Annotated in this window: 4 protein-coding genes and 1 tRNA gene; 2 read left to right on the top strand and 3 right to left on the bottom strand. The window is 45.2% G+C overall.

Annotated features, from left to right (window positions below; translation table 11 throughout):
• Positions 1-340: 340 nt before the first annotated feature.
• Positions 341-4,210 carry a tetraacyldisaccharide 4'-kinase gene (lpxK, locus tag RDO37_RS09995; RefSeq protein ID WP_308498984.1) on the bottom strand — a complete coding sequence of 1,290 codons (3,870 nt, stop codon included), beginning with the start codon at positions 4,208-4,210 and terminating at the stop codon, positions 341-343.
• A gap of 2,029 nt (positions 4,211-6,239) precedes the next feature.
• Between lpxK and RDO37_RS09990 the strand changes: the two genes are divergently transcribed.
• Both RDO37_RS09990 and lon read left to right on the top strand, forming a co-directional pair.
• Positions 6,240-8,579, top strand: coding sequence for a hypothetical protein (locus tag RDO37_RS09990; RefSeq protein WP_308498983.1), 2,340 nt, complete (start codon positions 6,240-6,242; stop codon positions 8,577-8,579).
• Between the two features lie 588 nt (positions 8,580-9,167).
• On the top strand, positions 9,168-14,225 hold the full coding sequence (gene lon / locus RDO37_RS09985; protein ID WP_308498982.1) for an endopeptidase La: 5,058 nt from the start codon (positions 9,168-9,170) through the stop codon (positions 14,223-14,225).
• A 315-nt stretch (positions 14,226-14,540) separates the two neighbouring features.
• Here lon and RDO37_RS09980 read toward each other — a convergent pair.
• Positions 14,541-14,617 (bottom strand) — tRNA-Pro (locus RDO37_RS09980).
• A gap of 356 nt (positions 14,618-14,973) precedes the next feature.
• Positions 14,974-15,840 carry a dethiobiotin synthase gene (locus tag RDO37_RS09975; protein WP_308498981.1) on the bottom strand — a complete coding sequence of 289 codons (867 nt, stop codon included), beginning with the start codon at positions 15,838-15,840 and terminating at the stop codon, positions 14,974-14,976.
• Positions 15,841-16,633: the final 793 nt, after the last annotated feature.

Genomic DNA, 16,633 nt, shown 5'->3' with positions numbered 1-16,633 from the left:
TTTTACCTTCAGCCTCCCAACGTCGGATCGTAGCTGGGGTACGGCGTACCAATTTAGCAAATTGTCCAATCTTATATGTGCTCATAATAAATGTATATTAACACATTTATCTATTTTTTTTCAAAACTGTTAATTGCTGTTAATTGCTCTAAACAGCAAAACGATAAATCCACCTCACGATCTTAGCTACTCTCCGATAAAACATCAAAGCAGCCTTCACAGTGAAGATGGCAATATACATCATTGTAGAGCACATTAGATGCTATACATAGACTCAGATGCAAAAAAGCCCCCACAATCTTTTACACAGTGGAGGCTTTTTCATCATACAAAACACTAGCTATTCAGCGCTCTTGCTTTTAGTAGTAGTCTTGCGCTTCAGTTTGGTTGGAACTGCATTTGGATCGTAGACATCACGCATTTTCTTAAGGGCAAAAATATCTTTTTCATCCTTAGCGCTGCTACGCGTAGTTCTCTTAACTGTACGCTTAGCCGTGCTCTTAGCGCTAGACTCACTTTCAGATGCACTCTCGGCCTTATCTGAATCTGCCTTGGCACTTTCTGACTTGGCAGCATCTGCCTTATCGCTCTCTGCCTTGGCAGCATCAGCTTTGGCGCTAGCCTTAGTTGTCTTCTTGGTTGAAGCTTCACTATCGGCGGCTCCTTCAGCTGCAGCACTAGTCTTAGCTGACTTCTTGGTAGTTACCTCAGCATCTGATGTGCTCTCTGCCTTGCTAGTCTTCTTAGTTGCCTTAGCTGCAGTGCTCTTTGCCTTAGTAGTGGTCTTACTGCTAGTTGCAACCTCTACCTTGTCCTCACTTAACTCAGTGACATCCTCTGCAGCTTTACTCTTTGCAGCTGTGCTGGTGCGCTTGCGAGTGGTAGTACTCTTAGTGGCGCTAGTGCTAGTGGACTTAGTGGTAGTCTTCTTAGCAGTGCTCTTGCGAGTTGCAGTACTTGCCTCAGCTTCAGTAGTCTCTGACTTGTCAGTGGCTTTGCTCTCACTAGCCTTCTTACGCGTACGAGTTGTGCTCTTTGTAGTCTCTACTGCACTAATGGCATCGTCCTTCTTAGCTGCTGCAACCAAAGTATTTACAGCATCAGTAGACTCACTTTTATCTAAAGCATCAATTAATGGTAAGACAGCCTCGCTCTTAGCTGCATCCTTGGTTGCTTTAGTAGTCTTCTTGCGAATACTCTTTGGCAGTTCATCAATAGAAGCAATTACAGCTCGAGTTGGTGCTCGTCTAGTTGTGGTCTTTGACACCGCACTACCATCACCTGCAGCACTCTTAGTTGCAGTTTTCTTAGTAGTCCCCTTAGCTGCAGCAATAGCCTCACCAGGAGATGTCTTAACAGCACTACCAGATGCACTTGCCTTGGCTGTAGTGGCCTTAGATGCCTTGGTTGCAGTATCAGCGGCACTTGGCTTAGTGGTGGCTTTCTTAGCTGTGCTCTTCGACTTAGTCGTCGTAGTAGCGGCAGTTTGGCTAACCTCTAAAGCTTCAGTTGCGCTATAGCTTGGGAGAACTGGAATGGATGGAATCCACAGCTTGTACTCCTTGGCAACCTGAACATCAGTTTCAGATTCGCTCTTAGCCTCGGCATCCTTAGATCCACTGTCTTGAGCACTCTTATCTTGAGCAGCAGCATCCTGTGCTAAGGAAGCATCACTAGCCTGATCCTGTAGAGCAGGCTCAGTTGCTACGCTCTTGGAAGTAGCATCATCTTGATCCTTTCCACTCTTGCTTTCAGCTGCAACAGCATCTATATGCTTGAGATCTTGAGCCTCTTGCTTGCTCTCAAGCACAACTGTTGATCTGCTCTCTTGGAGCATAAACAGTGATGGGATCGATGGAATCCACAGATCGTAAACAACAGGCTCGACATTAACCTCAGCAGTCTCTGCTGTGGCGGTGCTCTTAACCTCAGTTGTCTCTTCACTAGCTACGGACTCACTCTTAGCTTGCTCTGCTGTAGCAGTGATCTTTGACTTATCGGCATCAACCTTAGGCTCAGACTTAGCCTCGACAGTTTCTTGCTTGGCAACAGTCTTTTCTGTGGCTTCATTTTCAACAGTAGTTACTGCAGCTGCTGCTGAATAGTTGGAAATGGCCTTTGGAATATATGGCACCCAGAGCGGCGCAATATATGACGCATCCTCATTAGCAGTTGCTGACTCTTCAATAAGATCTTGAGCAGTAGCTTGTGACTGCTCTTCTTGAGCAGCATTGGTGCTGTTAGTGTTTTGCTCATCTGCAGTTGCCACGGCGCTGATCTCATCTGCTTTAGCCTCAGTAAGCTCTACTGACTGATCTTCGCTCTTGTGAGAATCAGTTGCTGCCTCTTGAGCTTGTGCTTGCTCAGCAATGTTTCTGAGCGTTTCGACATGCTCATAAAACTTAGCAGCTTTATCCATAAGCGCAGCTGCTGGACCATACATATCCTGTTTAGGCTCTACACTCTCCACGACATCTGATGGCTTAGCATTAGCCTTGCTGGTATCGGACTTAGCTTCATCAGTCTCATCGGCGATCTGATGGGACTCAATAGCGTCATCGGCATTGATAGCATCTACCTGGTCATCAGCATGGTTAGCATCAGACTTGGTGTCGACAACATTTTCTTCAATCTTGTCGTCGTGCTTGGCTGCATCTACACCCACATCTTGCTTGGAGTCTACAACATTGTCAGATAGCTTGGCTGCAACGGTATTTTCTTCAATCTTGTCGTCGTGCTTGGAGGCGACGGCATTTTCTTGAAGCTGGTCGTCATGCTTGGTATTGAGCTGGTCGTCGAAATCGTCATCACGCTTGCTATCGAGCTTGGATGAGCTTGATTTGCCAATGCCTGGACGGTAGGCATCGACCACGACGGTTTCTCTTTTGACGAAATCAGCGCGGGCTTGATGCTCAAATTCCATCTGACGTGGTGGATCATCGTCTTTGCTAACTTGCTTGCTAAAGTCGATATTGAGCTCTGGATTAATTTCAATATCGTCAGCTGGCAGTACTGGGCCTTCTTTATCGGCTCTAAGAGCTGCCTTTAAACGAGATTTAGCAAGCTCAGCATTTTGCATCTCAGCAGAAAGTCTAGCTGCAGTCTTAGTAATGTAATCAGCATCAGCTTTAATGCCGTAATCCTCAATACCCTCAACCTTTTGCAGCACATAGCCTGCCTCTTCACGACGACGGCGACGATGCTCAACGCGGTGTAGTGACAGCTTAATCTTCGATACAATATCGTCAAAGAAATGCTTGGAGAGCTGAGCGGCTACGTTTAATACAAAGACATTATCAAGTGAGCTCTCTTTAGCCTCTTTGCGATACTTGATAGCATCTTTGGCTGTCATGATGACAGTGCGCTCTGAGGCAAGCTCACGCAGCTTATCAAAAGGCATTTTGTTGTGATCGCCTACTTCAACTTTCTTGACGACCACAAATCCACAGTCTTCTAAAGTCTTGTAAAAGCGACTTGGATTACCAATGCCACAGAAGGCGGTAACTTCCCCTCTTTCTTCTAACTGCTTTGGATTATCTGGATTGAGAGCAGTGATGGCACTTGGGCGCAGCATCATTGGATTATGACCAAGATGCGCAACTGCACCTGAGACCACAATAGAATTAACCGCGCTCAGACGCCACTCACCTTCACGTAATGGGCCTGCGGGGAGCAGACAACCATTACCGAGCATGCGAGTACCATCTAAGACGCAAATCTCAACTTCTCTGTCTAAAGCATAGTGCTGCAATCCATCGTCTGTAATAATCACATCCACGCCTAAGCCCGCAAGGTAATCAGCACCACGAGTACGTACAGGATCGATAACTACAGGTACACCAGTTGAACGGCGAATTAAAGAAGGCTCATCACCAAAGATCTCAGGATCACAGTCCATTGGAACTTGGGATGGGAAGACATCGCATTTGGCTTTATAGCCACGAGAGAGCACGCCAGGATTAAAACCACGTTCGGTTAGCTCATTAACCAGCGCAATCACAATTGGAGTTTTGCCAGTTCCGCCTACAGTTACGCCGCCAACTACAACCACTGGCACCACTGGTCCGGTCGACTTTAAATAGCCTTGAGTGTACAAGCTACGACGTACCGAAGTTACCAGTCCAAACAACGCAGAAAAAGGCAGCAGAGGCACTCTGAGCAATGCTGCTGAGAGGCCCTTTCCGTACCAGAGTGTATCAATGAATGACAATTCTTGGTTCTTCCAAACTGTGTTATGAGATCTAACCAACGCCCGCTCAGCTGCAATAATTAAAGATCACAGCTAAACTTAGGCAAATTCTGTATGCTCATGAGACCAAAAGTGGACTTATTTTGAGCAAGAAAATTATTAGCACTTAGGCTAAATAAGCACAAGTCTTTCAATACGTTTAGGATAGCGCAGAAGACTTTGCTGTGAATTTGTTGAGTGCGACGATTACACGCATTCAAGACAATAATTTTGACAAGATCATAAGCACCTAACTCAAGCACTTGGCGCAAATCTATCTACCCTGCACTCATGAGCTAGAAGATCTTGTATTGAACTTTTCTTAAATTGTTCTCAAAACGCTCATTATAGCACCGTGATTCGGGCTATATAGACTAATAGCGCGTTTGTCCTGTTACTCGCTAATAATTTTGTCATCTAATTGCGAGTAATTACGCGGCGATGATCTTGAGATGTTGTGTATTTGCTGTTGTTTAGGAAAATAAGCTTCTGCTATATCTTGCCTCTTAGCTATAACAGCTTGCTTAGTTCTAGTGCGCTCTTTGCAAGCTCTTAGCTATTATCATATGATGGCTTTGGTTTTACTATTCAATGCCACTTTGAAAAGGCGTTTGTTTTTTAGTGGCTATAGCACAAGTTTTATGCCTAAGAATGGATTGTGCAAACTTATTGTATTATGGCCAAGAGTTTTGGTTTAATTGCAATTAAAATGGACTTTCTTTATCTACGATTCAGACTTTCATAAAGAAGAGTTTGCAAGGACATTGATTGCGACTATAGAGCCTAAAACTGAGCAGGCAAGCCACATATCAAGGATACACAAGAGTATTATGTTATGTTTATGGGGCAATATTGCGCTATGATTGCAAAGTTTGCGCAATCAGTACGCTTGATTTGCAATCTCACAAGTCATATGCTTATTATTGTGCTTACACATGACAAAGGCCTAGCTATCTAGGTTCAAGATAGGATAAGTTTGAATTGCTTATCAATAAGCCTAAACTTGGCAAACTTTTTTGATAGCAGTAGACAAAGCTAACAAGCATAACGATGAGCTTGTATATTCTGAGTATCTAATAACACTCACTAAAGTAAGCCTAGCTAAGCTTTCAAACTGCTAAAACTTGCTCTGATCGATCACGTTATCTCAAGCAAGCTACAGCGTTACCACGCAGAATTTTAATCAAGCAAGATACCAACTTGCTCAATTGCGCATCTATGCCCTGCTTTACATTGGCGTCCACATGATGCGCCTGTTTTACCTAGTCTTCACGCTCACTAACCTTGCTTAGCAAGATCATATTGAGGCTATGAGCAAGCAAGTGCATGCAAGACATTAGATCAGGATAACTCTCAAAACAAAACTAAGACTTGAGCTTACTTTGCATTTAACAACGGAGCATTGCTTAGCTGTTTTACCATTGAGCTTATACCTCAAATTAGCTCAGAGTTGGTGTGTGTCACTATCTATTCAACAGCGTATAGTTTTATTTAAGAGGGCATTTTGTACTTCTTATTAAACTAGCTAAACAAGTCTAAGAAATTTTTGTAACTCGATTTTTACTCATCAATGCAACGCAAAGACCCATCTAAGTTTGTATGACTTAGATTAGCTAAGTGCGCTTAGCAGCTAGTCCATAAGATATTTAGCGGGTTGGCAAGATTGCTAAGCACAAGAGCTTATGTAGCTTTTTAGCAAGCTTAGTTGCTATCTGAGCTTAGCTATCCTTAGGTTTAGTATTTTGCGTTCATGCAGATGTAGATATGTGCACGATTAGAAGTAGTGCAATCTTTTTTCGATGGGACTGATTTGTACTATCGCCCCATCACGATGCTTTGTTAATGAGACTTGAGACTGTTTTAGCCTTGGTTTTTATCACAAAGACATACAAAAATAGTGTGCGGTTAGTTCTAGCTAGGCTTTTAAAAGCCTGATGTGGCAAAAGACGAATCAACACTAGCCCACACAAGGCGCAACGACGAAATTTACGAGTTGCTCTGAGGACACAGGATGAATAAAAAGAACTCATCAGCTTCTAACACTGAAGAAAGAGTTGTTTCACCATATCAAAATGCTCGCACTTCTGTAAGCGAGCCCAAAGCTCGTGGGCGCAAGGCAAGCTCCGATCGCACTGAGGATGGTGCTGAGCTTAAAAGCAGTAGAACTCGCCGCACTCGCAGCACTGCAGATAGTCAAAGTAGTTTTGATCATGACTCTGCACCACGCTCAAGATCGCGCAGCAGCTCAAGATCTACTCGTAGCGAAGGCATCAAGCGCACTCGCTCGACTGCCTATGGTTTAGCAGAAGGATCATCAAGAAGCCGTCGTGAGAGCGCATCTGATGTGTATGAGTCTAGCGAAAAGCCAAGCCGTACCCGTAGAACTCGTCGAGTTGATGATGATAGTGCATATGCATCTGAGGAAAATGCTCCGATGAGTGCACCGCACCGCTCTACACGCTCAAGTTCCTCTGAGCTTAAACCTCGTAGCCGCACCTCAACTCGTAGCAGATCAGAGAGTGCTAGCTCCTCTAGTTTCCGCTCTGATAGCTCATCTCGTACACGCAGTGAGAGTTCATCTCGTACTCGCAGCGAGGGCCCATCTCGTACTCGCAGCGAGAGTCCATCTCGTACACGCAGCGAAAGTTCATCTCGTACTCGGAGCGAGAGCCCATCCCGCTCACGTAGCCGTATGGATGTAAGTCCATCTCGTCGTAGTCGTTCTGAGAGTATTTCATCGCGTTCACGTACAGAGAGCTCTGCACGCTCTCGAACCGATAGTGCCATGTCACCACGTGCTTTTGCTGATGATGGTTATGCATCCCGTACATCGCGTGGCGAAACAAGATCACGCTCCCGTCGTATTGTAGATGGCGATAGCTATGCAAATGGATATCGTTCTGATGCCACTCGCACTCGTGGTAGACGCGTTAAAGATCGCTTAGACAATGAGTCTAATGTACCTGAGGTGGATAACAAGTCTATTGCTGAGCAAGCAGAAATTCTGCGTCGCTTTAAGTCCCTCATGCAAAACGGTCCTACCCAAGAGACACCTGTTGTAGAAAGCAGCTATAGTCCATTTGATGTTGATGAAATGGGCATGGTCATGGGCAAGAGAACTCCAGCTCGCAAGGTCTCTGATATCAAGGTAGTGGTAAAGCGTAAGCGCACTATCATGAGTGATGAGGAAATTGCTGCAGCTGAAGCCGAGGCCATGGCTAAAGAAAAAGCCCGTGAAGAGGATGAGGCTTTGCTACAAGCTCAGCAAGCTCAAGAGGCTGCACTACAAGCTGCCGCTGCAGCCGCTGCTGAGGCACAAATTCGCAAAGATGCCACGATTGAGACTGCCTCTGGCGAAATCGAAGTTAAGGTTAAGACTCGCAAGAGCCGTAAAGCCGATTTACTTGCGCAACAAGCTCAAGAGGCCGTTAACAGCGCCTCAGCTGCTTCTGCCGATGCTCAAGTAGCTGCTGATGCTGCTAAAGAGGCCGTTATCAAGGCTAAAAGCTCAAGTGCTCAGAGCACCGAAGATAATGAGCCTGCGCATGTTACCGAGCAGAACTCTATACAGAGCACTGCTAGCGCCACCTTAACTCGTAAGCGCACCAAGCTCACTTTAGCTAAGATTCATGGTAACGAAGCAGAGCACCATACTATTGCATCTGTAGACAAGGGTGATGAAGCAGTAACTACTTCTAAGTTCCCAAATGCAGCTTTACTGCGTGCAGCGGCTATTGCCTTTGGTGATGATCCTGTCATGGGCGCTCACGATGATGAGCTTAAGGCAGCCAATATCAATCCAGATGATTTAGCCGAAGAAAGAGCTGCTGCTTTAGCTAATGTTAAGTCTCAGGTGGATAAGAACAAGAGCAAAAAAGCCAGAACTAGCACCAGCTCCGAGAGCAAAAAGACAAAGAATACCAAGCGCACTAAGAGCATCGCTAAAGATGCAGCTTCACAGTCTGATGCCGATAGCGCCACTAATGCGTCAAGCGCTGCTCAATCAAGCTTAGCTATGTCTAGCGCTGATACAATTGAAACTACTAGCGAAGACACTCAAGTGGCAGTTAAAAAGACTACCACTCGCAGCAGATCTAAAGGCTCAAGTGCTAAGAGCATAGCTGATACAACACAAGAAGACACTCAGGTAGTAAAGAGCCCAAGATCACGTAGATGCAAAGCTACAGCAGCTGCAGATGAGGCGCTGTCAGAGACTCAAGCTACCAAGAGAACAACTCGTCGCCGTAGCAGCAATACTGCTGCAGCTCAAGGAGAAGCTAGCGCTATTGCCTATGAGGCAGCTGAGGTAGTAAAGCCAAAGCGCACTCGCGCTAAGAAAAGCGCTGAGTAGCTAAAGTCCAGGCAATTAAGCCTAAGCCACAAGCTACACGATTAAGCCTAGCTTGCTTGCATTCGATATGTGCATGATGCTCGTTTTAAATTTGAGCGTCATGCTCAAAGCATATGCTCACAGCAGCAGATAACTTCATGCTCAATGCAGATGCCCACAGCAGCATGCAGATAACGTCATGCTCAAAGCACATGCCCACAGCGGCGTGCAGATAACGTCATGCTCAAAGCATATGGTCATTGTTGCATGGTAAGCGCTTTATGGCGCTGCAAGTTTGTGTTGGGCTGAGGTGCATTTGACGGGTAAAAAGGTGCTTTTGGTGCTTAGATGGTGCTGCTGAGCAGCATGGCGGCTTTAGTTGACTAGTAAAATGGCGAAGCGATGGTTTGCATGACTTAGAAACGATTATTTTTCTAAATTCTGTGCACTTGGCCATGTCTACTTTCTATCTTAAGTGTATGCTGCAATAGATAAGTTAACTGTTGTTTGCCCCTTTGACGCTTAAGGACATGCTTTTTTGAAGCTTTGAAGTCTTTGAGCTCTCAAGAGGCGCAAATGAAGGGGTTCGTTCAAGGATTTCACACACATATGGCTGAATTTGACGATATCAAGACTATGTTGAACTCTCTTCTAGTAGCTAGCCCACTTAACATGGGCAGCGAAGAGAAGAGTGATAACGAGTACAAGATTGAAGATGGCTATGATAATGACAATCCTCTAGCTATGACAGATCTGTACCGTGATGAATTGGGTAACCGTCTGCCATCTAAGCTTCATGTGGTCCCTCTGTACGGCCGCCCAATTTTGCCATCGCAGATTACAACTATTCAGCTGTCTATCGAATGGCTCGATGTGATTACTGAGGTTATCTCCTCATCCCATCACACCTTTGCCATGTTCGCAGTGGACAATGACAAGCTTAAGAAGTCTCACTTAGCAGTTAAGGACTTTCCTAAGACTGGTACTGTGGTGCGTCTGCTCTCTGCTCGCTCAGGCCCTGAGGAGATTGATATTGTCTGTGAGGGTGTACGCCGTGTTAGCCTCATTGAAGTTGCTGACATCCGTAAGAACTTAGCACAGGTACGCTACCCAGAAATCGAATATCGTCTTGCCAATCCATCTACTCGTGACAAGCTCAATGCTAACAATCAAGCTTTACGCGATAGCATTGATCGCTCTGTTGCTTTTGATAAGAAGCTGCAGAACATCTTAAAAGAGATGCGTGACTATGGCAGATCTATTGGTGTTGATGTCCAAAAGAAGCCTGGCACCTTCGATTTTAACTACTTCATTTTTAGAGATGATCGCACCATTGGTCGTCTTTCCAAGGCTAAATTAGATAGCCTCTTTGACTTTATTGGCTATAAAGATCTCTCTGATGACGAGAAGTATCAGATTGCTATGTTCTTAGCTCGTCCAACTAAGGATGAGCTTAGCAAGCTCAACTCATACTATTCCAAGGCTGTACGCATCATCACCGAAAGATCAAAGCAGCTGCATGAAGATCTCGCCCATATTTCTCCAAAGGCCCGTGAGATCGCCCAAAGCCTCATCGGCAATGTTGATAAGTCCTCAACCAATGGCTCTCCTGTTTTAGAGGCCATCAAGGCTATTTCAGGCAAAAACGATACACAAAGCACAGCTAAGAAAGACAAGAGCAATGCTGCTGCTATCGCGGAAGATGGAGCAGACGCTGCATCAACTGCTGCGGCTGATGCAGCTCCGGCTGATGCTGCATCTAATGCAGCAGCTAATGCTGAGGGTGTTGTTGACGCTAAGGATGCTCTAGATGGCCCTGTCTCAAAAGATGGTGTTTCTGTCTTACCAGGTGAAAGTCAGCTTAGTCAGACTATTGTGGGTAAGGATAGTGAGGGTAATGACACTATTACCATGCGCCTTAACGTTAATGATGATGATGAGATTAACGATAAGACCTTATCTGATATTGCTAAGCAGCTTAGCAATATGTTCTCGATTACTGAGCTGCGTCAAAAGCGTCAGCCAAATAATGATCAGCAGCTCGTTGGCGTTACCTCTAAAAAAGGTCAGGCCGAGATCGATAGTAAGTTAGAGCAAGCCGATAATAAGCTCTCTTATGAGTTCATGGAGCGTATCTCTAAGATCTTAGAAGATGAGTCTGATCGTAGCGCCTCAGATAGCTCAGATCATGAAGCTAGTGAAGGTCACTCTAGAGAAGATCTCTTTAACCTCATTGCTAAGATTGGTGAGCGCGAGGAAGAAGAAACTGCTCGTGCGAAAAAAGACTTTAAGGACGCTGCGCTTAAAGAAATCATCGCTAATACTCCTAAAGATGAGACTCCTAACGAAGAGCCAGTTACAGGTCCAAATATCGGCTTTATCAACAACGATACTGCTGTCGTTACCTTTATGCCAGGTCGTGACTCCTCTGAGGATTTACTCCTGCGCTTAACTGAGATTCAAAATGAACACGAGCAACAGTTAGCTAAAGAAGCATCTGCAGCTGAAACTATCAAGGCTGCTGATGATGCTGAGGGCTATTTATCCTCTTTAGATAACAATGAGTCTGAAGGCGCTCAAATGCACATTATTGGCGATGTGCAAAATGAAGATGGCTCTCAAGAGACTAACTTAGTTGTCAGTGGCGAAGGTCAAATTAAGCCTGAGCTCAAAGAGTTCTTAAGCTTCTTAATGAAGGGCAAGGACTTAGCTCAAATCACTGCCGATATGGAAGAGGTTGATGAGCTTGATGACGATGAGGGCGAGACTAAAGGATCAAAGAGATCCAAGCGTACCTCTGCCAAGAGTGCAGCTAAGGGTGCTGAAAAGCGCTCTGGCAAGTGGGGCGATCTGCAGCGTGCTGCTATGATCCGCAGCAAGCTTGCTAACATCTTAGGCGGTAAGGTTGTCTTTGGTGTGAGCTCTTTAAATGAGCGCCAGGCTGGTGCTCAAAAAGAAGTCGAGACTCGCGCTTATTGCTTAGGCATCACTGCTGCGCTGCAGGAGATGATTCCGCTCAATCCTATGATCACCGAGGAGATGAGACAGTATCTGTCACGCTTTGACATTTCTAATCCATCTACCTTAGCTGACTGCGCAGCCTCAATTACGCAATCTAAGCCAGAAGAACTGCAAGAGGTGCTCGACACCATCCCAATCTTGCCACGCTTAAAGCTGACCTTTGATCTCATCTCACGTGAGCTCTCTGCTGCTAAGTTACAAGACAAGATTAAAGTATCGGTATCTGACAAGATTCAAAAGCGCCAAAAGGATTTCTTCTTACGCGAACAGCTCAATGAAATCAAAAAAGAGCTGGGTCTTTCAGCTGATGAAAAAGACATCGATATTGAGAAGTTCAAAGAGCGTATGGCTAAGCTCAATCCTCCAGAGCATATTAAAGCTCGCTTTAATGAGGAAATTGAGAAGCTCTCTATGCTTGAAACCTCAAGCTCCGAGTACGGCACTACCCGTAACTATGTAGACATCATCACCTCCATTCCATGGGGCAAGATGAGCAAAGAGCGTTTAGCCTCCAATAAGTCTAAGGATGCTAAGAAAGCTAATGCCGTTAACTTAGAGCGTGCCCGTAAGATCTTAGATGAGGATCATGAGGGTCTGCAGGATGTTAAGGATCGTATTATTGAGTTCTTAGCTGTCGGCGCTCTTAAAGGTCATACCTCAGGTCAGATCATGCTCTTTGTGGGCCCTCCTGGTGTGGGTAAGACCTCTATTGGTAAGTCCATTGCCAAAGCCTTGAATCGTCCTTTCTATCGCTTATCTTTAGGCGGTATTGATGATGTATCCGAGATCAAAGGCCACCGTAAGACTTATGTAGGCGCAATGCCTGGCAAGATTGTCTCAGCACTGCGTGAAACTAAGGTGATGAACCCAGTTATCATGCTCGATGAGATCGACAAGCTTGGTAAGTCTTATCACGGTGATCCTGACTCAGCTCTGCTTGAGACCTTAGATCCTGAGCAAAATAAGAACTTCTTAGACGTCTATTTAGATGAAAAGATGGATCTGTCTAACTGTCTGTTTATCTGTACTGCCAACAGCACTGAGACTATCTCAGCTCCGCTGCTAGACCGTATGGATCCAATCAGACTCTCTGGCTACATTGCTAAAGAGAAGTTTGCCATTGCTAAGAAGCACTTACTGCCACGTGCTTTAGAAAATGCTGGCATGAAGCGTAATAGCAGCGCCCTGCGTCTGCCTGATGAGTGCTTAACTGCACTTATCGATGGCTATGCTCGTGAAAGCGGCGTGCGTTCTTTAGAGCGATCCATTGCTAAGCTGATTCGTAAGGCTGCAGTAAAACTCATTCAAGGTGAGAGCAAGGTCATCATCAACGAGTCTGATCTTGAGACTTATCTTGGAACTGCTCCATTTAAGCGTGAAAAGCTCTTAGAGGGTATTGGTATTCAAACTGGTCTTGCTTGGACTGCCTCAGGTGGTGTGACCTTACCTGTTGAGTCCATTATTACTAGCCACGATACTGCAGGCTTTAAGCTAACTGGATCACTCGGTGACGTGATGAAAGAATCAGCCTCGATTGCTCTTTCTTATGTACAGTCACACCTGAACATGTTCTGCTCTACTAAGACACAGACAGCTTTCTTTAAGAAGAAGACCGTACACTTACACGTTCCTGAAGGCGCTATTCCAAAGGATGGCCCATCAGCTGGTGTAACCATGGCTACTTCATTACTCTCGCTGGCCTTAAACACCGCTCCTGCTGCAAGACATGCTATGACTGGTGAGCTCACCTTAACTGGTCACGTACTGCCTATTGGTGGTCTGCGTGAAAAGGTGATTGCAGCTCGTCGAGTTGGTATTTTCGATCTCATTATCCCAATTGGTAATGAGGGCGACGTTAAAGAATTACCTGAGCACGTACGCTCTGGTGTAACCTTCTACTTTGCTGACAAGTACGAGGATGTGGCCTACACCCTCTTTAGTCAGGTTCAGCCACTCATTAAGAAGGCACTACCAGGCTACAACGGTCCAAAGGTAATCCACTTTGACGATGATGGCCTCTTCCCAGAGGATGCCAAGGATAAGGCCGACAAAGCACAATCATCAAAAGCAACTACCAAGGTAGCATCCAAGGTAAAGACAGCAGCAAAGTCTACAGGCACTCCAGGTGCCGCCTCACCTCGCAATAGTAAGGCCTCTACTGGCTCCTTTATTGGCGACAATGCTGAGGCCATCAAGCAAGCCGGTGCTGCCAAGCGCTCTGCTGCCAAGGCAAGCACAGCCAAGAAGACTGAAGCTAATAAGACCACTGCAGCCAAGGTAAAGGCACCAGCAGCTAAGAATCCAGTTGCTGCAAAGACTACTGCTGCATCAAAGGCTAAAGCTCCTGTAGCCAAGAAAGCTACCGCAGCCAAGTCCACTGCTGCTTCAAAGGCAAAAGCCACTACAGCTAAGAAGCCAGTTGCTGCAAAGTCTACTGCGGCTTCTAAGGCCAAGGCCCCTGCAGCTAAGAAGCCAGTTGCTGCAAAGTCTACTGCAGCCTCTAAGGCTAAGGCTTCTGTAGCCAAGAAGCCGGTTGCAGCTAAGGCTACTGCAGCTTCTAAGGCAAAGGCTTCTGTAGCCAAGAAAGCTACTGCAGCAAAGGCCAAGACTGTTAAGAAAACTACTAAGAAGAAGTCTGAGTCTTAAGACTAGCTTTGAGTTAGTTCGGGCCGGAAATGGCCATTAAAACGGTGGATCGATGCAAATTGGTCTGCCGTTTTTGCTTTTGAGAGCGGTGCTGAGCAAGTGCGCCTTTTATGGGACTTATCTGAGACTTTAGCTTCGTTTTGGCTTTGGCTTTGACTTTGAATGGAGCTCAAGAGAAGGATGCAGCTTAGGTTGGTCGTGATGGGCTGCTCGATGATAGGCTTTTTTGGATAGGCCTATTTGGGGCCGAGGTTGGCGCTGCGAGATTTTGCAGTGGCCAGAAACGAAAAAAGCACCTTAAGGTGCTTCATCTACTGGTCGGTGATGTAGGATTCGAACCTACGACCCACTGCTCCCAAAGCAGTTGCGCTACCGGACTGCGCTAATCACCGACGGCGCTCATTATAGGAAAGCGCCATATGAGTGTCAACAAATTAAATAAGATTTTTTCCAAAATATGCTTAACTTGAGCGCACTCATTGGCTCATGTTGCAATAAAAGCCGATAGATATAGGCTTTTTAAAGAGAATTTGCTTACTTGTGGCGGTGGCTTTTTTGCCTCTAGCTCATGTTGTTAAAGCCATACACTAAAGGCATTAAAGCTATATTACATGCGCATTCTCGACAAAAGCCTGGTGTTGTTTGCCAAGCTTTTGGGGTACCCACATGGTCTTTCTTTTTTGTTGTTGTGGGCACAGCGCGTGTGATGGTGCTGCGATGGGGTTGTTTCTCTTTATCTTATGGGCTCTTAGTGCTCAAAGAGGGCTTGGCAGCTAGAACTTGCGAACTTTAGCTCGCTATCACCCTTAGCTACGGTGGCGATGACCTTAACAGAGGTCATGGTCTCCACCATCTTCTTGTTGTCTTCATACATTGGGTTGGAGGCAATGAAGTTATTAAGGATGATGTGCATATCCTTGGTATCAAAGCCAGCTTGAGTAAGCGAAGTAACTGTGGTTAAGGTATTGTTGATAACGCCTAAAGCAGCATCAGCCACAATCACGACCTTTATGCCTAATTCCTCTTTTACAATGCGCATTAAATCTAAGATGGTAAAGCGCTGTAAGTTAAGCTTATTAAAGTACTTGCTAGATTTCAGTGCGTCTAGCGCTGCACAGCTCTCTTGGGCCATGGCTGAGTCGGCGCAGCAAGCTGCAGCATAAGTATAGAGCTCATCATCCCAGCGTAATGGACAGTAAACACCACCACTTCCTTCAAGCACAGTAAGCTTGGAGGTGTCATAGACTTTGTAAAAGCACTGCATAATCTTGTCAAAGCTAATTGGCTCGCCGCCAGCGTGCTTTTGAGCTAAGTGTGGCGAGACGGCCTCTTCATACAGATATGAAGTTAGGTCTTCATCTTTTTGGCCAAGTGATGCAAAGCTATTGACGTAACCTGCATCGGACTGAGCAATAGAGTTTGCACCGCTAATTGCAGCCTTGTAATAACCAACTAAGCGAACAAAAGATGGCGTCTCTTGCCATGGACAAACTTCACCCTTTTGGCCTTTGAGGTAGTCAGAGGCAAACTTACACAGCATGGCAGTTACGTAGGTTTTACCCACATCAGTACCAGTACCAGTAACAAAGATCGGCTTTAAGTTTGACTTAGTCATAATTACCCTCAAAAGTCGTTAAAAACTTGTGCTAAACCTTTGTCTTACGTGCTTGGCAGCTTAATAAGACCAAGATTATGTGCATCTAGCGACTGCATATCTTACACGCTCTAGTCAATTGCAACAAATAAAGTGCAAAATGAAATCTTTACCTAAGCTTTACAGCGTTTGCTGTGGTTATTTTTGTGGTTAGCATCCTTATTAGTGCAAAGACAATAGTTTTTATGCACTAAGTTAGATCAACTAGCTCTAAGTGATGATCCTTATTGTGCATTGACCTAGTTAGCTTAGTTATTTGATTAAGATGAAAACAAATCAAGACATACATTGCATAGTCAATCTGCTCATGAATGAGATCGCTAAGCTTTTAACCATGGCTTTGCTTAAAACCATGTGTCGACCACATAAGATAGTGTTGGTCAAATTAGCTTTAGCTATGCTCTTAAGCTTAAATAAAGCTTCCTGAGATAGAACTGATAATGCGCAGCTTTAACTTACTTGTTGATACTACCTTTTAAAGCTACTTGCTGTTATTCAAAAGTTGGTGTTTAGCTGTTTAGATGCTCTTGTTTTAACTTTCCGCGTATTGGCAGTGCTAAGTAACTTACCTATTGCAGGGCACTTTAAATGAACCTACCGCACTTCATTAGCCGATACATCCGAGTCAGGGTTACCTTTTTTGCCCTGAAACTACTCTGCGCACTTTTAAATTAAAGCTACACGTTTACCGACAGTAGCCACAATCAAGCTAAGACCATTAGCTTTGCTAAGAGATTATCGGAAGGTTAGTCAT

The sequence above is a fragment of the uncultured Anaerobiospirillum sp. genome (assembly GCF_902485895.1).
GTDB lineage: Bacteria > Pseudomonadota > Gammaproteobacteria > Enterobacterales > Succinivibrionaceae > Anaerobiospirillum > Anaerobiospirillum succiniciproducens.
The sequence above is the reverse complement of the archived record's forward strand: the minus strand, read 5'-3'. Positions and strand labels throughout refer to the sequence as shown.

Coding starts and splice junctions, on each gene's coding strand:
- RDO37_RS09990 (WP_308498983.1), top strand. CDS start 6,240: ATGAATAAAAAGAACTCATCAGCTTCTAACACTGAAGAAAGAGTTGTT.
- lon (WP_308498982.1), top strand. CDS start 9,168: ATGGCTGAATTTGACGATATCAAGACTATGTTGAACTCTCTTCTAGTA.
- RDO37_RS09975 (WP_308498981.1), bottom strand. CDS start 15,840: ATGACTAAGTCAAACTTAAAGCCGATCTTTGTTACTGGTACTGGTACT.